The sequence below is a fragment of the Collinsella sp. CLA-AA-H167 genome, from assembly GCF_040095305.1.
GTDB lineage: Bacteria > Actinomycetota > Coriobacteriia > Coriobacteriales > Coriobacteriaceae > Collinsella.
The window spans coordinates 39747-59490 of record NZ_JBBNGA010000002.1; the positions used below are offsets into that span (position 1 = coordinate 39747).

Consider the following 19744-nt stretch of genomic DNA (forward strand, 5'->3'; position numbering starts at 1 on the left):
TAGTGGACGAGGAAGCAAGCATCATCCTGGGGGATGCCATCGCCTTTTGCCAGCGCGACGGCCAAGATGCACGCCTCATCAACATGCTGGGGCAATCGCGCGCCATAAGCCTGACCGAAGATACGCTCACGATCGAGGCCCCCTCGCGCTTTGCCATCGCGCAGCTCAAAAAGCATCAGCCGACCATTGAGGCCTATCTGGAAGAAATCGCCTTTGCACCGATTGCGCTCGACATCGTGGCACCGCAAGGCGCCGCGACGGAATCCGCTGCCGCGACGGCGCCCGCCACGGCTCCCGCTGCTTCCCCGGCGGTGCCGGCCTCCGCAGGCGACGTGCCGACAATCGGGCACCAGCACAGCGATGTTTCCCGTGAAACCATGGCACCGTTGCCGACCGCGGCGGCGACGTCAACGAACGCACCCGTCACACACATGCCCATCGCTCACGACGCAACGGCGGGCGCGGATTCGGGCATTGCAATCAAGAACACGCTCTCGGCCGATGATTTTCGTCGCATGATGAACCAGATGAAGGGCGGAGCGCCGACTAAATCCACGCAAGATGCGACCCCCGCTTCACCCATGCCAGCACCGACCGCGCCGGCCGAACAGAATACGGATGGAGCCCCGCTCGCCGCGAACTCAAAATTTACCTTTGAGAACTTTGTCTACGGCCCCGAGAACAGCCATGCCTATCGCTCGGCACTCAAGTTTGCCGCCCTCGCGGACGAGCGCGGCACGTGCACATCACTGTTCATCTACGGCAAATCGGGCCTGGGCAAGACGCACCTGCTGCTTGCCATCAAAAACGAGCTCGCCGAGAAGTCGCCCGAGATCAAGGTCAAGTATGCCAACTCCCAGGCATATCTGGACGACCTGATGACCGAGTTCGACCGCCAAAAGAAGAGCAACGCCCCCATCATGCAGGCATACCACGGCGTGGACGTGCTCATCATCGATGACATCCAAAACATCATCGGCAAGCGCGCGAGCGTGGACTACTTTTTCCAGCTCATGGACGAGTTCATCCGCAACAACAAGAAGGTCGTCATCGCGGCAGACCGCGCCCCCAAGGACCTGAGCATGGACGAGCGTCTGACCAGCCGCTTCAACGCCGGCATGCTCTGCCTGGTCGCAGAGCCCAGCTACGAGATGAAATACAAGATCTTGCAGCGCTATTACGAGAACACCATCGTCGCCGCTCCCGAGGCAGGCGACGACTCGCTGCTGGCGGCCTATGGGGGCGACGGCGGGCACCTAACCGACGAGCACTTTAAACACATGGCCGAGGTCTCGGGCACCAATATCCGCGAACTCGAGAGCTTTTGCGAGCGCTGCGCCGGCGAGGCGGGCGACCGCGAGCGCGAGGGCGGGGAGCTCACCTTTGACGATATCGACGCCATCGCCAGCCAGTACTTTGACACATCGGCCAAAAAGATCAACGTCCAGACGGTTCAGTCCGTCATCGAAGAGCAGTACGGCGTGACGCACGAGGAGCTCATCGGCCCGCGTCGCAACGCCAATATCGCCAAAGCACGCCATATCGCTATCTACCTGGCCATCGAGATGTGCGAGATGACGACCACGGCGGTGGGCGCCGAATTTGGCAACCGCAACCACTCGACCGTCAGCACGAGTTACAAAAAGGTCCAGAAGATGATCCAGGAAGACCGCACCGTCACCGAAGACCTCAAGTCGCTGCGCGATAAAATTACACTGCGCTCGTAGGGAAATAGAGACACCTGTTGAAAACTTGTCGAAACCACGGGCATAAGGTGTCTAAAACCCAACCCGCGGTGATGAAAAGTTTTGCGCAGGTTTTGAACGTGGAAAACCACCCCTGTTGCACACAGGTTGCTGTCGATTCTCTTTCTGGGTCTGACCTGCGTCTTTGGGAGTAATCAACAGTTTCGTCAGTGCTATTACTATTATTAAGATATTTATATCTATAGAAAGGTATTAAAAGATGAAGTTCACCGTCAGCCAGAGCTCGCTTACACAAGCCATCGGCGTCGTTATGAAGGGTGTCGCTTCGGCATCCACCCTTCCCATCCTGTCGGGCGTGCTCGTTAAGGCCCAAGACGGCATCTTGGAATTCCAGACCTCTAACTACACTATCTCGATCCGTCATCGCATCGCGGCGCATGTCGAAGAAGAGGGCGAGATGGTTATCTCCTGTAAGATGCTCTCCAATATCACCAAGACCCTCCCCGATGCCCCGGTCACCTTTGAGCTGTCCGAGCGCCAGGTGCTGATTGGTTGCGAGAAGAGCTCTTTTAGGCTGAACACGCTCGATGCCAATGACTTCCCCGAGTTTCCGGCCTATGCCATCGAGAGTGCCGTGGAGCTGCCGACCGATGTCTTGTCCGAAATGGTCGGCCGCGTGTGGCGCGTCACCTCGACCGACAAGGCTCGCCCCATCCTGGGCGGCGTGCACATGAAGGTCGAGAACAACACCGTACGCCTGGTGGCGACCGATTCCTTCCGCTTGGCCGTGTGCGATACGCAGGTCGAGACCTCGACCCTCGAGGGCTCCTTTGAGCTCAACGTTCCGGCTGACGCCTTTAACGACGCGCTGAACATCATGGCCAGCCAAGCGACCATCATGATCGGGGCTACCGACACCCAGGTCGTCTTCGAGGCCGGCAACACCACCTACGTGTCGCGTCGCATCGAGGGCGTGTACCCCAACTACAAGCAGCTCATCCCCGATTCGTGCGTGACGAGCGTCAAGATCGATGTCGCCGCCTTTAACGCCGCCCTCAAGCGCGTAGCCGTTATCGCGAGCGCCAACCCCGCCGTCAAGTTCGAGATCGATGTCGAGAACGGGCAGATGGGCCTGTCCTCCATTTCCAATGACCAGGACCTTGCGCAGGAGACGATCGATGTCGAGGCTGAGGGCGAGTCGGGTACCATCGCCTTCAACTACCACTACATCTTCGGCTGCCTCAATGCCCTGTCCAAGGAGAAGGAGATCACGCTGGAGCTCAAGAGTTACTCGCAGGCGGGCATCTTTAAGTCCTACGACAAGATTAACTACCTGTACCTGGTTATGCCGGTCCGCATCTAGCGCTGCGCCATGACTATGTTCGCCCGCGATCTTTCCGTCGCGCACTACCGCAGCTTCGATAGCTATCGCCTTGCCCTGGACGAGGGCGTGACGATACTTGCGGGACCCAACGCGGCGGGAAAGACCAATCTCATAGAGGCGCTGCAGCTGCTGACGAGCGGCGCCTCGTTTAGGCATCCGACCGCAGCCGAGCTCGTCCATGACGGCGTGGGCTCGTGCAAGATCGAGCTGAGGCTCGAGGGCGACGGCCGCGTGCTTGATATGGGATTGAGCGCGGGGGACGGTAAGCGCTCGTTTAGTCGCAACGGCAAGAGATGCTCTGCCGCCGGTGTGCGCGGGATTCTGCCGAGCGTGCTGTTTTGCCCCGACCATCTGGACATGGTTAAGCGAGGCGCCAGTGTGCGCCGCGCCGCCCTCGATGACTTTGGCATGCAGCTGAGCGCACGCTATGCCGATCTTGCGAGCACCTATGGGCGCTGCGTGACCCAGCGTAACGCCTTGCTCAAGGAGACCTGGTGCTGCCGTGAGATGCTCGGCGCGTGGAACGATTCGATTGCCCGCGCGGGCTCGGCCCTGCTCGTGCACCGGTTGGCCCTGCTCGACCGGCTGGCGGGCCATGTGCACACTGCCTACGGGCAAGTGGCGTCAGGTGAGGTCGCCAACGTGACCTATGCGTCCACGCTGGGGGATTTGCCCCAGGTCGAGGATCGCGAAGAGCTGAAGGGTTGGGCGTACGAGCGCATGCTGGCTGCCCTTGACGAGCATGCCGACGAGGAAATTCGCCGCGGCGTGACGTTGGTGGGACCGCATCGCGACGAGATTGAGTTTACCGTGGCGGGTCGCTCCGCCCGTTCATTTGCCAGCCAAGGACAGCAGCGTACGCTGGTGCTGTCCTGGAAGGTGGCCGAGGTTGCCGTGGCTCGCGATGTCCTGGGCACCGCCCCGCTGCTGCTTCTGGACGACGTGATGAGCGAGCTCGACGGCGAGCGTCGCGGCGCTTTCCTGCGGCTGATCGGCGATGATATCCAGACGGTCATAACTACGACCAACCTGGGGTACTTTACCGACGACCTGCTTGATCGAGCCAAGGTGGTGAGCATGGGTGAGACGTGCTAATTACGAGCGAGAGAGCGAAACAGTCGCCTTCAGCGGATTTTTGAACGCAGAGCGCCAGCGCATCCTGGCGGCTGCAACGCCTAAGCGCCGTGCGCAGATGGAGGCCGCCGAGGAGTCGCGTACGGTCTATCGCGCATGGAACGCGGTGTGCTCGGGCACGCGCGAGGGACGGCATGTGACGGGACTGCGCTACCTGCCCGAGTCCAATGAGCTGCTGGTGTATCTCGACTCGCCCTCGTGGACGCAGGAAATGACGCTGTTGCGCGAGATCATCCGCGCGCGCATGGAGCGCGCCGGCGCGCATGTGGACGGCCTGGCGTTCAAAACCACCGCGCCCGGTCACACGCCGCCCGCCGCCAAGGAACGCCTGCGCCCGGTGCCGACCGAGCGCCCGCCGGCCCCGCACGCCGACCTAAGTGAGGCCGAGCGCACCGAGATCGAGCGCCAGGTGGCGCCCATCGAAGACCAAAAACTGCGCGAGGCCCTCGAGAATGCCATGAGAGCCAGCGCCGAGTGGGCCAAGGGCGTGCAAAGCAAAAAAGAGCCTTAAATCGCATCTGGTGGCCTTGTAGAGCCAAATACCCTCGTTCCCGAGGGTATTTTTTTACGATAAACTAGTAAGGCTGTACACATTTTCTTGACTGAAGGAGGACGTGTGGCAAACGAAAACGATTACGATGGCGGCGAGATCAAGATTCTCGAAGGTCTCGAGGCCGTTCGTAAGCGCCCGGGCATGTATATCGGCTCGACGAGCGCCAGCGGTCTGCATCACCTGGTGTGGGAGATCGTTGACAACTCCGTCGACGAGGCCATGGCCGGTTTCTGCACCGAGATCCAGGTGACGGTCCACGCCGACAACTCCATCACGGTCGTCGACAACGGGCGCGGCATCCCCGTCGACGAGCACCCTGTTAAAAAGATCCCGACGCTCGAGGTCGTTATGACGATCTTGCACGCCGGCGGTAAGTTCGATAACTCGGCCTATAAGGTCTCGGGCGGCCTGCACGGCGTAGGCATCTCCGTCGTCAACGCACTGTCCAAGCGCGTGGTCGTTCAGGTTCGTCGCGATGGCAACACCTACGAGATGGAGTTCTCGCGCGGCAAGACCGTCAAGAAGATGGAGGTCGTGGGCACCTCGGATTCGACGGGCACCACCGTCACCTTCTGGCCCGACGACGAGATCTTCGAGACCTGCATCTACGATTTCGATACGCTGCACAACCGTCTGCAGGAGACGGCGTTCCTCAATAAGAACCTCAAGATCGTGCTGACCGACGAGCGCGAGGCGACTCCCCACGTGGAGGAGTTTTGCTACGAGGGCGGCATCATCGACTTCGTCAAGTTCCTCAACGAGGGCAAGGACGTCCCCGAGGCCTTTAAGGAGCCCATCTACATCGAGGGCAAATCGGACCCGGACGCTCCCGTGGCCAAGATGGGCGAGGTCGAGGTTTCCCTGCAGTGGAATAGCGGCTACGGCGAGAACGTCATGTCGTTTGCCAACGACATCTACACTCCCGAGGGCGGCATGCACCTTGAGGGCTTCCGCACCGCGCTCACCCGCGTGATCAACGACTACGCGCGCAAACAGAACCTGCTCAAGGAAAAAGACGCCAACCTGACCGGCGACGATGTGCGCGAGGGCCTTTCGGCCGTTATCTCGGTCAAGCTGCCCGATCCGCAGTTTGAGGGCCAGACCAAGGCCAAGCTCGGTAGCTCCTATATGCGCGCGCTCACGCTCAAGATCGTGACCGACGGACTCGCCGATTACCTCGAGGAGCATCCCAAGCCCGCTCGCGAGATCGTCAAGAAGGCGCAACAGGCCTGCAAGGCGCGCAACGCCGCCCGCAAGGCGCGCGAGGCGACCCGTCGCAAGAGCCTGCTCGAGACGGCGTCCCTGCCCGGTAAGCTCGCTGACTGCTCGGTGCGCGATGCCGAGCTGACCGAGCTCTTCATCGTAGAGGGCGACTCGGCAGGCGGTTCGGCCAAGGACGGCCGTCGCCGAGACATCCAGGCGATTCTGCCCCTGCGCGGCAAGATTCTGAACGTCGAACGCGTTGGTGACCATCGCGCGTTCTCGAGTGACACCATCCAGTCGCTGATTACCGCGATCGGCTGCGGCGTCACGACGAGTGCCGGCGACGGCGGCGACTTCGATATCACCAAGGCGCGCTACCACAAGATCATCATCATGACCGATGCAGACGTCGACGGTGCGCATATCCGCATCCTGCTGCTGACGTTCTTCTACAAGTACATGCGTCCGCTGATCGATGCCGGCTACGTCTATGTTGCCTGCCCGCCCATCTTTGGCATTAAGGTGCGCAACAAGATCCACTACGTGTATCCCAACGGCCGCCAGCCCGAAGACGAGATCCTGCGCGACACCATCCAGAGTCTGGGCCTGAACCCCGACGATAACGACGAAGACGGCAAGGCCAAGGATGGCAAGATCACCAAGAAGCGCAAGGGCTATACCGTCCAGCGCTACAAGGGTCTGGGCGAGATGGACCCCAAACAGCTCGCCTCGACGACGATGGATCCCAAGACCCGCATCCTGCAGCGCGTGTCGATCGAGGATGCCGTGGTGGCAGACCGCGCCGTGCGCGAGCTGATGGGCTCCGAGGTCGGCTATCGCCGCGAGTACATTGAAAAACACGCGCACGACGCGCGCTTCTTAGACGCCTAACCTGTTCGGCTTTCCCAGCCACCGCACCTTCGCCCTCAATCGTCGGTCGCGTACCCAAGTACGCTTCCCTCCTCTTTCGAGCGAATCTGCGGCACCTGGAAAAGCCGTCTCCGTGGCAGGATGATTAATGGACCACGCAAACCATGAGGAGGTAACGTGGCAGACGATATCAACAATAACGAGGGTATGGACGAGGCCGGCGACGCCGGTATGCCCGATGATCTGAAGCGCCTGCTTGCCCGTGCTGAGCAGGGCGAGGACGGCGACCCGGACGCCTATAACCCCGATGCCGATGATGATGAGGAAGAGGACGACGACGCCGAGCTCGAGGAGAGCTTTGGCGAAGTCGACCGTGGTGCCTCGGCCGGTGAGGATATCAACGGCGGCCAGCTCCAGATTTCGGAGTTTGGCCGCGAGATGAAGCAGTCGTTCATCGAGTATTCGATGTCGGTCATTACGGCCCGCGCCCTGCCGGACGTGCGCGACGGCTTAAAGCCGGTGCACCGCCGCATCCTGTACGCAATGAACGAGAGCGGCATCTACCCCAACCGCCCACACAAGAAGTCGGCCTGGACGGTCGGCGAAGTTATCGGTAAGTACCACCCGCATGGCGACTTCGCGGTCTACGAGGCCATGGTTCGCCTGGCGCAGTGGTTCTCCATGCGCACGCCGCTCATCGACGGTCACGGCAACTTCGGCAACATCGACGGCGACGGCGCGGCAGCCATGCGTTACACCGAGAGCCGCCTGGCAAAGCCCGCCATGGAGCTGCTGCGTGACCTGCAGAAGGATACCGTCGACTGGCAGCCCAACTACGACGAATCGCTCGCCGAGCCTCAGGCGCTGCCTGCGCGCTTCCCCAACCTGCTGGTCAACGGCAGCCAGGGCATCGCCGTCGGCATGGCCACCAATATCGCCCCGCACAACCTCACCGAGGCGATCGAGGCAACCTGCTACCTGATCGATAATCCCGACGCCACTGTCGACGAGCTCATGCAGATCATGCCCGGTCCGGACTTCCCCACCGGCGCCATCATCATGGGCAGTGCCGGTATTAAGCAGAGCTACGAGACCGGCCGCGGCTCCATTACCGTGCGCGCCAAGGCCCACGTGGAGTCCACCAAGACCGGCCGCAGCCGCCTGGTCTTTACCGAGATTCCCTACATGGTCAACAAGGGCGCCCTGCAGGAGAAGATCGCCCAGCTCGTCAACGACAAGCGCATCGAGGGCATCTCGGATATGCGCGATGAGTCCAACCAGAAGGGTATCCGTCTGGTCATCGAACTCAAGAAGGGCGTCATCCCGCAGGTCGTGCTCAACAACCTGTACAAGTACACCTCGCTGCAGACGACCTTTGGCGCCAACAACCTGGCGCTTGTCAACGGCGTTCCCAAATGCCTGAGCCTGCGCGAGATGCTGCAGCACTACATCGACCACCAGGTCGACGTCGTCACCCGCCGCACCCGCTTCGACCTTAAGAAGGCCCAGGCCCGCGCGCATATCCTTGAGGGCTACCTGATGGCTCTCGACCATATTGACGAGGTCATCAGCATCATCCGTTCCTCGCAGACCGACTCCGAGGCCAGCAGCCGCCTGATCGAGCGCTTTGGCTTTACGCCCGAGCAGACCACGGCCATCCTCGAGATGAAGCTGCGCCGCCTGACCGGCCTGGAGCGCGACAAGATTCAGGAAGAGCTGGACGGCCTGCGCCGCGCCATCGCCTACTACGAGGACCTGCTGGCGCACGAGGGGAAGATCCTGGGCGTCATTAAGGAAGAGATGCGCGAGATCTCCAAGAAGTTCGGCGATAAGCGCCGCACCGAGATCAGCCATGTCGAGAAGGACCTGGACGTCGAGGACCTCATTGCCGACGAGGACATGGTCGTGACCATCACCCACACCGGCTATGTCAAGCGCATCCCGGTGGCCGCCTACCGCGCCCAGAAGCGCGGCGGCAAGGGCGTCTCGGGCGTCAACCTCAAAGAGGACGACGTCATCGACGAGATGTTCATCGCGTCCACGCACGAGTACGTGCTGTTCTTCTCGAGCAAGGGCAAGGTCTATCGCCTGAAGGTGCACGAGCTGCCGGTGGGTACGCGCCAGGCGCGCGGTACCGCGATCGTCAACCTGCTGCCCTTCGAGGAGGGCGAGAAGATCGCGAGCGTCATCAGCTGCCGCGAGTTCCCTGCCGACGAGTATCTGATGTTTGCCACCAAGAGCGGCATGGTCAAGAAGACCGTGATGAGCGCATATGACCGCAGCCGTCGCGACGGCCTGATCGCTATCAACCTGCGTGACGACGACGCGCTGCTGAACGTGCGCCGCGTGCGCGAGGGCGACAAGATTATCCTGGCCACCACCGCGGGCAAGGCGATCATGTTCTCCGAGGAGCAGGTGCGCGCCACCGGCCGCGATACTAGCGGCGTTCGCGGTATCGGTATGAAGGACGGCGTGAGCGTTCTGGGCATGGAAGTCACTAACGGCAACGGCGATCTGTTCGTCATCACCGAGCGCGGCTACGGCAAGCGCACGCCGGTCGCGGACTACCCGGAGCAGAATCGCGGCGGCCAGGGCGTCTACACCATCCAAATGACCGAGCGTAAGGGTAACCTCGCGGCCATGAAGACGGTGGGCCCGCAGCACGAGCTGTTCATCGTGACGGAGGGCGCGACGGTCATTCGCGTCAAGACCGACGAGATCAGCCAGACCGGCCGTGCCACCCAGGGCGTCAAGATGATGACCGTCGACGACAACGACCGCATCTGCGCCGTAGCCCGCATGACGGCCGCCAAGGAGAAGCCCGAAGGCGAAGCCACAGAAGACGGCTCTGCCCCCGAAGAAACCCCTGTCGATCTAGGCGACGGCAACGACATGCCAGAGGATCTCCTAGACGAGTAAGAGGAACTAGCTGGTAGAAAATATCAGACCCCATATATCGGCGGTCGGCGCACTGCGCGCCGACCGCTTTTTTGACAATCTTGAACCTCGCGTCGGCCCCGGCTGCCCGGCGGCATGCGAAGTCGATCGCGAGTTCCGCACGAGCCGAAGAGCACTTAATGTGCTCTCCGTGCGAGCAGGACTGTCCGAGCAGGCGACTTCGCATGCCGCCGGGCAGCCGGGGCCGACACCCCTCAAAGATTTTCAAAAAAGTTGTTGACGCGCGCGTAACGACTCGTCTAATATATCCCTTGCGCGATGGACCTGTAGCTCAGTTGGTTAGAGCGTCCGGCTGATAACCGGGAGGTCACAAGTTCGAATCTTGTCAGGTCCACCACTTTCTTTCGCAATAAACACCCCAGCGAGAGCCGAGTCGCCGCTGGGGTGTTTATTACTGTCTCCGTGGGGGTTTAGCTCAGCTGGGAGAGCGCGGGCTTTGCAAGCCTGAGGTCAGGGGTTCGATCCCCCTAACCTCCACCATGATGGACCTGTAGCTCAGTTGGTTAGAGCGTCCGGCTGATAACCGGGAGGTCACAAGTTCGAATCTTGTCAGGTCCACCATCAAAACTGTGAAGAGCCCTGGGGCGTTGCCTCGGGGCTTTTTTCTTACCTACTGAAAGTAGTCAAAAAAGCCCCGTCCCAAATTAACTACTTTGATTTTGTGTGCTGTGCGAAAGATTGGGTAGTATAGCTATTCAATGCGGCGGGCTGCCGCGTGTTAACCGCTACGTACCGGAGGTGTTCCATGGTTCGTGTCGACATAGAGACCATCGTCATGGCCGCCGGTCCCGTGCCATCGCTTATCGTGCTTCGTGAGCGCAGCAGCAAATCGGACTCGCCCGCGCCGCTGCGTTCCCTTTCCATTCAGACTGGTTCGTTTGAAGCTGCTGCCATCAGCCGCGGCATCGATAGCGGCCGCGCCGAGCGCCCGATCACCCATGATCTGTTGCTCGATACCGTTGACGCCCTGGGCGCCAAGCTCGAGCGCATCGAGATCGTCCGCGCCGAGCCGCCGGTGTTCTACGCGACGATCGTCGTACTGGCCGATGGCGAGGAGCGCAAGATCGACGCTCGTCCCAGTGATGCCATTGCCCTTGCCGTGCGCAGCAATGCTCCCATGTTTGTGGAGGACGACATCATGAATCGCCTGGGCACTGTTTCCACCCACGCCGAGGATGTCGACGACGAGCAGGAGTTCGAGAAGTTCGACGAGTTCGTCCATACGCTCTCCCCCGATGACTTCTAAATGCGGGGCGGCAGGGTTGCGGAGTGTTCGCTGATGGCCAGCGGTATGTCGGTTGAGGCGGCGGCCATTGCACGCGAGGCCCAGATGCGCTCGGAGGCTTCTGAGGCGGCTCGCATTGCCTATGTGACGCAGGCCCGCACGCTTCGCGAGCGCCGCGGCTCGTTTATCAAGATGGTTGTCGTCTCCGCCCTTGTCGCGGCAATCTGCTCGCGCCTTCGTGGTACAGTTGGTGCGCTTGGGTTTTCGATTTCAACAGGCTTGGTAATCTGGGGTGTGGTCGATGCGGTCATGCTGACCAACCAGATCAAGGTACTCGACAAGCGCGCGATGGATATGATGCGCGCCCGCGACGCTGCCGCCAAGATCGCTGCCGAGGCACAGGAACTGTAACGACGCGAGACTCGATGGGAAGGTCTAAAGATGGCACAGGATATGCAGGACGCCGGTAACGTCTCCACCGAGCTCGACGCCATGGTGTGCGATCTGATCGGCGCGTTCTTGGACGACCTTGCCGTCGGCGAGAATCCGGGCGTAGTTGTGGCGATCGAGGACGCTGCTTCCAACCGATATCTGGCGGCGCTCGACGAAGATGGCGAGGAGGCATGCCTCGAGGCTGCCACCAACTTTATCTCCGAGCACAAGATGGGTCTTAAGGACGAGGGGCTGGGCCGCATCGCCCGCTATGCCATCGGCTACACCGGTTGTGTCGAAATTGACGGCGGCTATCACGACGCCCTGCTCGTGAGCTTCTTCGAAACCACGCTCGAGAGCGGTTTTTCGGCATACGTGCTGTATGAGGGCATGGGTGCCGGCGATGGTTTTATGTGGAGCGACCCTGAACCTGCAGGTGAGGAAACCCCTCTCATCTAAAATCGCTAAAATAAACGAGTTTTCGGTAAAAGGCTCAATATTCCCGCTGAGCGTTGTGTCGCTGGGCGGGCCGCATACGCGTGCCGTTTGTATATGGATAGAAGATAGGGGAACTACATGCGCGTAGACAATCTGAGGAACATCGCCATCATCGCCCACGTCGACCACGGCAAGACGACGATGGTCGACAAGCTCCTGCGTGCCACGGACGCCTTCCGTGCCAACCAGCAGGTCGAGGACCGCGTCCTGGACTCTAACGACCAGGAGCGCGAGCGCGGCATCACGATTCTCGCCAAGAACATCTCTATCGAGTACAAGGACGTCAAGATCAACGTCATCGACACCCCGGGCCACGCCGACTTTGGCGGCGAGGTCGAGCGTGTGCTGCGTATGGCCGACGGCGCCCTGCTGCTGGTTGACGCTTTTGAGGGCCCCATGCCCCAGACCCGCTTCGTGCTGCGTCACGCTATCGACACCGGTCTTAAGATCATGATCGTCATCAACAAGATCGATCGTCCGGGCGCCAACCCCGAGAAGGCCTACAACGACTGCCTGGACCTCATGGCCGACCTGGGTGCCACCGACGACCAGCTCGAGTTCGCCATGGAGCACGTGGTCTACGCCAGCGCCATGAATGGCTTTGCCCGCCTTGACCCCAACGACGGCAACATGGACATGTATCCGCTGCTCGACATGATCATCGACGACATGCCCGCGCCCGAGGTTGACGAGAACGCCCCGCTGGCCATGCAGTGCGTGACCATCGACCACTCCAACTTCGTTGGCCGTATCGGCATCGGCCGTGTGTACTCCGGCACCATCCACCAGGGCGACCAGATCTTGGTTGTCAAGAACGACGGCTCCAGCGCCACCGCTACCGTCAAGCAGCTCTTTACCTTCGACTACCTGGGCCGCACCGAGTGCCAGGAAGTCGGCGCCGGCGACATCGCTGCCGTCGTGGGCATCGACCGCACCGATATCGGCGATGTCTACACCGATCCCGAGAACCCCGTTGAGCTCGAGCCCATCGAGATCGACCCGCCGACCCTGTCCATCGTCTTTGAGGCTTCGACCTCCCCGCTCGTCGGTCGCGACGGCGACATCGTGGGCGCCCGTCAGCTCAAGGAGCGCCTGTTCAACGAGGCCGAGAACAACGTGACCATGAAGATCGAGGAGCTCGAGGACAAGAGCGGCGTCGAGGTCTCGGGTCGCGGCATCCTGCACCTGTCCGTTCTGATGGAGTCCATGCGTCGCGAGGGCTTTGAGTTCCAGGTTGGCCGTCCCCGCGTTCTGTTTAAGAAGGACGAGAACGGCAACAAGATGGAGCCCGTCGAGCAGGCCGTCGTCGAGTGCCCGGACGAGTACTCGGGCAAGGTCGTTGAGGTCTTCGGTACCTCCGGCGGCATCATGACGAGCATGGATACCTCGGGCATCGTGACGCACCTCGAGTTTAAGATCCCGACCCGCGGCATCATGGGCCTTAAGAACCGCATCATGAACGTCACCCACGGCGAGGGCGTGTTCTACCACACCTTCTTGGAGTATGGCCCCTACGCCGGCGAGATCGGCAACCGTCAGAACGGCGCCATGATCTCCATGACCACCGAGAAGGCCGTCGCCTACGCTCTGGGTACGCTGCAGGAGCGCGGCCAGCTGTTTGTTGAGCCGGGCACCGAGTGCTACGAGGGCATGATCGTGGGCGAGCGCAGCAAGGCCGGCGACATGGTCGTCAACATCGCCCGTACCAAGAACCTGGGCAACCAGCGTTCCTCGACCTCCGATATCTCCGTCCAGCTGGTGCCGCCCCGCACCTTCTCGCTGGAGGAAGCGCTGGAGTACATCGCCGACGACGAGCTGGTCGAGATCACTCCCAAGAACATCCGCCTGCGCAAGCGTCTGCTCAATGCCACCGACCGCAAGAAGGCCGCCGTCCGCGCCGGCCAGGTCAACAAATAAGCGCTGGGCTTTATAGCGACTAACAAGAAAGGGCGCCGACCGCGATGGTCGGCGCCCTTTTTGGTGCAAGGGGACGGGTTCGTTTGCACCACGGCGGAGGAGGTTATCCCCCCGAGCGGCTTTTCAAGCAAAGTTAAGTTGTTTAAACATATACATGAATCATTGAAATACAACCGCTTTAATGCATAAACGGTAACAGGTAAATATCAACTGGTATTAAATTAAAAGACCTATTTACCTGCGGTTTACATGACTGGTATCTATATTGTATTTTATGCATTGTGGCATAGACGAACCGTCTTAGAAGTTGCTCCCCGATGGGTTCTTGCAATGCGCTAGGTAGGTTCTCGTTGATGTTGGGGTTTGTGTTCGATCCGACGATTCGCCGTATTCCACAACGTGTTGTAGGAATTAGGGGACAACTATGGACGCACACCGCTCACGGTCGCTGGGTATGGCGGCCCTGATCTTCATTTTAATTAGCCTCACCGCCGCAGTTTTTCACGGTGCAGCCCCCGTGCGCGCCGAGGATGCGACGACACCAACGCCGATTGAGATCAACGACGATACGGCAACGGTTGAGGTCAAGCTGTATACCGATGAGAACCATAATCAGCCTTTGGGTGATACTGCCGTAACGTCTACTTCGAAGCTCTACGGAGCTTTTTCGGTACAATTTAAAAGCGGTAAGGCGCCTTCGTCTGGGAACAACATCGCTGTCTATGAGCTGCCAGGCACCATCGTCGTTGATGACGCAGGTGGCAACCTCATGGAGGGTTCGGAATCTTCTGCCGCCCAAGCTGGCACGTGGAAGATCGAAGGTAATAAGGTTGTCTTTACGTTTGACAAGGGCTGGCTTGAACGGAATCCTGCGAACATTCATGTCGCGGCAAACTTCTCGTTCCAGCTTAAAAACAAGAATGTCGGTTCTGGTAGCAACGCATCTTTCGTGTTTCCTGGTGCGGGAATGATCAATATCCCCACCAAAGACGGCAAAGTCACAGGGACGAAGTCGGGGACCTTCTTCCAGGGAGCAGATGGCGTGGCCAAGGTTACCTGGACCGTTAAACTCACCGTCGAGTCGTATGCCACGAATGTCAAGTTAACCGACGCGCTGGGCGACAACTTCAACTTTGTGATAGGCAGCTTCGCACTCGACGGCACGAAGCTCGAACCCCAGCCGAAGATCGACAGCCAGGTCGCGACCCTCGACAGCCTGGGCAATCTTTCCCAGGGCGACCACACGATCACGTACGAAACGGAGCTGAAGAGCGGCGTTTCGGCAAACAGCGGCGATTTGATCAAAGCTGACAATACGGCAATGTGGAATTGGGCTGGTTCAACCGACGGCGACAACAAAACAGCTACGGCTGAGCCTGTTACATTCGGCTACGACATGATTGACAAGTCCAACGGATCGGGCACACCGTCGGACATCAAGTGGACGGTCAGACTCAACCAAGGCAAGCTCAAGGCCGACATGAGCGGCTACGTGTTCACCGATTATCTGGACGGAAAACAGACGTATACGGGCAACTACTTTACGGTTTACAAAGGCGACTCGGAGGCGAGCGGAGTCGAGATTGAGAAAGGCAACCTTGACCCAAAGGAACAATCCTTTTCCTATAAGTTCCGGGATAACCTTGAGGATAAGTACGCCACCTACTGCATCGTTTATCACACAAAGATGAACGACACGAGCTCGTACGGCACCGTGCGCAACAACGCGACCATCGAGCGTGAAGGCTCCGTTTCCGGTACCGATGAAGGCAGTTTCACGCCGCAGCTGACGGGTGTTGTGCCGATCACCAAGAGGCTCGTGAGATCCAATGAGGCGACGACGGGCAGGGCGACATGGGAGACGAAGGTCGCGCTGAAGGCGATCGTCAATGCGGTCCATCCAGACGAGGTGACGGTGAAGGACACGTTTCAGTCGGCATGGTCGCAGAAACTTGGTGTCGACGAAAGCTCCATTACCATTAAAATCGGCGATACCGTGCTGGAACGGGGCGCCGACTGGAATCCAACGGCTAGCTTTCCGGGTAATGAAACAAAGGAAAACTACGACCTCAAAATCATCGTTACCAACAAAGTGAAGGACGCCCTCGAGAAAGAGGACTACGCCGTTATCACCTACGACACCACATCAGAAGCGCTGTCGGGCTGGTACTCAAACTTTGCGTCGGTCAGCGCGCCGGGCCTGAAATTAAAGTGGCCGTTCACCGAACCCGTCAAGTACGTTGTCAACCAAGAAACGAAGTCCGCGGTCGAGAAGCCGGAAGCGGAGTCGAAGGTGTCTTGGGTTGAGAACTTCGATTGGCATACCGTTGACGGCTCGGATGAGAAGGGCGCCTGGATCGTCGGCTGGACGGTGTATGCAAACCGCCAAAAGGGTAATAAGGGCGCAAATGGCGAGTTCGAATACTTTGGAGCTGGAAAGCTGGGCGGGAAACCGCTGAATATCATCGACACCCTTCCGGACGGTATGAGCTATGTCGCGAATTCCGCCAAGTTCACGCTCGTGCAGAATCCCTACGATCAACATACGGGGCTTGGGCGCGGAGGCGAGGCCAAGGAGGTCGTTAAGAGTCGGACACTTGCCGCTGGCAACGTTAGCAGCAGAGGCAACACGGTCACTTTCTCCATCCCCACGACGGAACTCGGCGACTACGCCGGTTACGCTAAGCTTACGTATCAGACGGCGGTCAAGCGTGGTGAGCTCGATACCTCCACAAACGAGGTGAAGTTCACCAATTCTGCGCGCGCCGAGTCGGGAAGCAAGAAATTCGACTATGGCAGTGGTGCTGTCATCATTAAGAACAACGTCATCAAGAAGACCGGCGAACAGGTCGACAATAGTAATCGCATCAAATACACCATTTTCGTTAACGAGTCAGCTGTCGATCTTAAGAGTGACACTGGTGTCCTCGAGCTGGTCGATACCATGGATGCCAAGTGCACGTTGGTGCCGTCGACGCTTAAGATCTATGAGCGCGTGAACAACGATTGGTCTGAGCTGGCCGATAAGGATTATTCGTCAAAGATGGAGCAAATCAACAACGAATCTGGCTCATGTACGAGATTGACACTTAACGTGCCCGATGAGAAATACCTCAAGGTCGAGTACGAGGTCATCCCGAGCGGAAATCCTGGCAACAAGGTTCCTCTTTCCAATACCGCCATGCTTACGGGTGTGAAGGACGGTTCTGCGACTGATGATCAAACATGGGAAATCAAAAAAGCTTCTGCCAGCGCAGGTGGCAACGGCTACGGCATCACGATGACCAAATACGATGCGCAGCAGGTCGGTGCGACGCTCAAGGGGGCGGAGTTCGCACTCTACAGAGTGGATATGGGCGGGGAGAGCGCCAGATCGTTGTTTGCCACCGCTAAGACCGATGACAACGGCAATATATCGTTCGGCACGAGCGACAGCGCGATGAACAGTTGCGTGCTCTACCAGCTTGAGGAGACCAGGGCGCCTGTTGGCTACGCCAAGGCCGAGCCTACGTGGATCATGCTCAAGGGCAACGAAAGCGACGAGGATTATCAAACTGCGCTAGCTAAGGCGAAGACCATCGCCGGCGGCGCGGAGATCGTAGGCGATGACAAAAAGGACGAGATTTGGGTCTATGACAATCGTCTAAAGGGATCCGCAACAATCCAGGCTAAGAAAGTGCTTGAAGGTGGCACATTCAAGAAGGGACAGTTCTCGTTTACACTTAAGGATGGCGACGGCAGGGTGCTCCAGACGGTGACCAACGACGCCGAGGGCAATGTCTCCTTCAACGTCGACTACAACAAGGCCGATACCTACACTTACACCATCTCTGAGGTCGTCCCCGAGGGTGCCGAGAACAATGTCAAGGACCATATCGCCTACGACACAACCGTGCACGATGTTACGGTTAACGTGACTATCGACAATGAGCATGAGCAGCTCGACACCGTCGTCACGTATGACGGTGCCTCCCGGGAGTCGCCGACCTTTACCAACAAGTATTCGACCATGCTTCCTGAGGCGGGCGGTGCCGGCTTGACTATGACGTATTTGGCTGGTGCATCGCTGCTGTGTTTTGCTGCGACATGGATGCATGCTCGTCGCCATCGCGATCAAGATCGAGGTGGTCGCCGTGAATAAGGTGTTTCGTCATTTGTTGACCGTTGTGGCAATAGCCATGGTTGCCGTCTTCTCTTTCGCGATTGCCCCTGGGACGGCCTGCGCGGCGGGCACCGGTGCCATTACGGTGGGCGGTACAGTTGCGACGCGGTATGACGCGTACCAGCTCTTTTCGGCGACCGTTGCCGACGATGACGATGCTGGCCAAAAAATTGCAACTGACGTAACGTGGGCGAATGACACGGTTCGTCAAACTGCTCTTTCGGTGCTGCATGATGCGGGGCTTGATAGCTCGGCATCGACGGCGCAAGAGGCTGCCGAGTGGCTGAATGCGGGCGGACATATGTCGACTGCGCTGACGGCAAAGCTTGCCCGTGCGATTTGCAATGTCGGTGTACCTTCTGTGGCCCTTAACGCGGGCACGACGGCCGAGCTGCCCAGCGGATACTGGCTCATCGTCGCCGACGACGACGCCATCGCCCAGGGCGAGGCCGGCACCGCGCCGATCGTGGCACTGGTCGGCGGCAGCGCCGTAACCGTCAAGCCCAAGGCGGCGACCCCCAAGGTGTTCAAGCATGTGCTGGAGGACAACACCGCCGACTGGCAGAAGGCCGTCGACGCCACCGTGGGCGACGATCTGTACTGGCGCCTCTCGGCCACGGTCCCGGCGGGCCTCACGGCCTACGACGCCTACACGGTGCAGTTCGTCGACACCATGAGCGCGGGGCTCGACCCCTCCAAGGTGGCCGCGAGCATGCGCGTGTACGTGGCGGCGGGCGCGGACGGCGGCTTTGACGCCGTCACATGTGAGGGCGGTAACGCCAACTCGACGCTGGCTAAAGGGTGGACGGACATTACTTCACAGTGCAGGGTCTCGGTCGAGGGCAATGCCTTCACCGTGCGCACCGGCGACCTGATCGCCGCGCTCGGCGGGGCCGACGCCTTCACCGCGGGCGCCCGCGTGGTTGCTGTCTACAATGCGCCGTTGGGGGCCAACTGCAATCGAGGCGCCACCAAGGGCAACCCCAACGAGGTCTACCTGCGCTACCCGCGCTCTCCCCTCGCCGACCAGTCCGGCGACGCCGGCTTCACCCGCACGCCGAGCGACGATGCGTGCGCCTACACCTGGGGTCTCAGTCTGATCAAGCGCTCAAGCTCGGACGATAAACCGATCGCGGGCGCCAAGCTGCGCATCATCGATGACCGCGGGCGCATCCTAACGACTGACGGCTCGTGGTCGACGGATGCCGACGCGTGCGTCACCACGGGCTCGGACGGCCATGTGGAATTGACCGGTGTGGACGCGGGCGTCTATACCGTCGAAGAGGTCGCGGCACCCAAGGGCTACACCGCCTTTGGGGGCAAGCGTACGGTGACGGTTACGGCCGAGGGTCTGGACGTTAAACAGGTGGCGGCCGCGAAGCCCAAGGTGACTGTATCGGTCGAAAGCCCTCTGCGGGTTGATGCAGCCGATGCCGGGACGGGTTCGATTGAACTGTCGGTGCTCAACACCCCAAGCAAAGAAGTAAGTCGAGGCTTTATGCCCTCGACGGGAGATAGAACGTTGGTACTGGTGGCGGTTTTGGCTGCCATCGGAGTGGCGGCTATTGTTGTCGCGTTCGTCATCAAGCGAGGAGGAGGTCGCCGTGAAAAATAATTGCCCCCCTTGCTCAGTGGCGTACTGCCTCCGTAGCGAGTGACGCGCAGGCCTACCGACCTGATGATCATTGGTTTTGAAAAAGTT

At 59.8% G+C, this 19744-nt stretch carries 12 protein-coding genes and 3 tRNA genes; all 15 read left to right on the forward strand.

Annotated features, from left to right (window positions below):
- The first annotated feature begins 2 nt into the window (after positions 1-2).
- Positions 3-1727 (forward strand): DnaA/Hda family protein, encoded by a 1725-nt coding sequence (locus AAAT03_RS02335; protein WP_349102513.1) that lies wholly within the window; start codon positions 3-5, stop codon positions 1725-1727.
- 238 nt (positions 1728-1965) lie between these two features.
- Positions 1966-3069 carry a DNA polymerase III subunit beta gene (gene dnaN, locus AAAT03_RS02340; protein ID WP_349102514.1) on the forward strand — a complete coding sequence of 368 codons (1104 nt, stop codon included), beginning with the start codon at positions 1966-1968 and terminating at the stop codon, positions 3067-3069.
- A gap of 9 nt (positions 3070-3078) precedes the next feature.
- Entirely contained in the window at positions 3079-4185 is a 1107-nt protein-coding gene (gene recF, locus AAAT03_RS02345; RefSeq protein WP_349102516.1) for a DNA replication and repair protein RecF, read from the forward strand.
- The gene (locus tag AAAT03_RS02350; RefSeq protein ID WP_349102517.1) at positions 4172-4735 is read left to right on the forward strand and encodes a DciA family protein; all 564 of its coding nucleotides are present in this window, start codon (positions 4172-4174) and stop codon (positions 4733-4735) included. The genes recF and AAAT03_RS02350 overlap by 14 nt, the downstream gene beginning before the upstream one ends.
- A gap of 105 nt (positions 4736-4840) precedes the next feature.
- The gene (gyrB, locus tag AAAT03_RS02355) at positions 4841-6871 is read left to right on the forward strand and encodes a DNA topoisomerase (ATP-hydrolyzing) subunit B (protein ID WP_117769723.1); all 2031 of its coding nucleotides are present in this window, start codon (positions 4841-4843) and stop codon (positions 6869-6871) included.
- Positions 6872-7057: 186 nt separating this feature from the next.
- Complete coding sequence (gene gyrA, locus AAAT03_RS02360) at positions 7058-9769, forward strand: DNA gyrase subunit A (protein WP_349102556.1); 2712 nt, start codon at positions 7058-7060, stop codon at positions 9767-9769.
- A gap of 299 nt (positions 9770-10068) precedes the next feature.
- A tRNA-Ile gene (locus AAAT03_RS02365) sits at positions 10069-10145 on the forward strand.
- A 67-nt stretch (positions 10146-10212) separates the two neighbouring features.
- A tRNA-Ala gene (locus AAAT03_RS02370) sits at positions 10213-10288 on the forward strand.
- A gap of 4 nt (positions 10289-10292) precedes the next feature.
- A tRNA-Ile gene (locus tag AAAT03_RS02375) sits at positions 10293-10369 on the forward strand.
- Between the two features lie 184 nt (positions 10370-10553).
- Complete coding sequence (locus AAAT03_RS02380) at positions 10554-11054, forward strand: bifunctional nuclease family protein (RefSeq protein ID WP_117756926.1); 501 nt, start codon at positions 10554-10556, stop codon at positions 11052-11054.
- A gap of 33 nt (positions 11055-11087) precedes the next feature.
- The gene (locus tag AAAT03_RS02385; protein WP_117820634.1) at positions 11088-11444 is read left to right on the forward strand and encodes a hypothetical protein; all 357 of its coding nucleotides are present in this window, start codon (positions 11088-11090) and stop codon (positions 11442-11444) included.
- A 30-nt stretch (positions 11445-11474) separates the two neighbouring features.
- Positions 11475-11924, forward strand: a complete 450-nt coding sequence (locus AAAT03_RS02390) for a hypothetical protein (protein ID WP_349102518.1) — start codon at positions 11475-11477, stop codon at positions 11922-11924.
- A 117-nt stretch (positions 11925-12041) separates the two neighbouring features.
- Positions 12042-13880, forward strand: coding sequence for a translational GTPase TypA (gene typA / locus AAAT03_RS02395; protein ID WP_006235837.1), 1839 nt, complete (start codon positions 12042-12044; stop codon positions 13878-13880).
- Positions 13881-14304: 424 nt separating this feature from the next.
- Complete coding sequence (locus tag AAAT03_RS02400) at positions 14305-18021, forward strand: FctA domain-containing protein (protein WP_349102519.1); 3717 nt, start codon at positions 14305-14307, stop codon at positions 18019-18021.
- Positions 18014-19657, forward strand: a complete 1644-nt coding sequence (locus tag AAAT03_RS02405) for an isopeptide-forming domain-containing fimbrial protein (protein ID WP_349102520.1) — start codon at positions 18014-18016, stop codon at positions 19655-19657. Before AAAT03_RS02400 ends, AAAT03_RS02405 begins: the two co-directional genes overlap by 8 nt.
- Positions 19658-19744 lie beyond the last annotated feature (87 nt).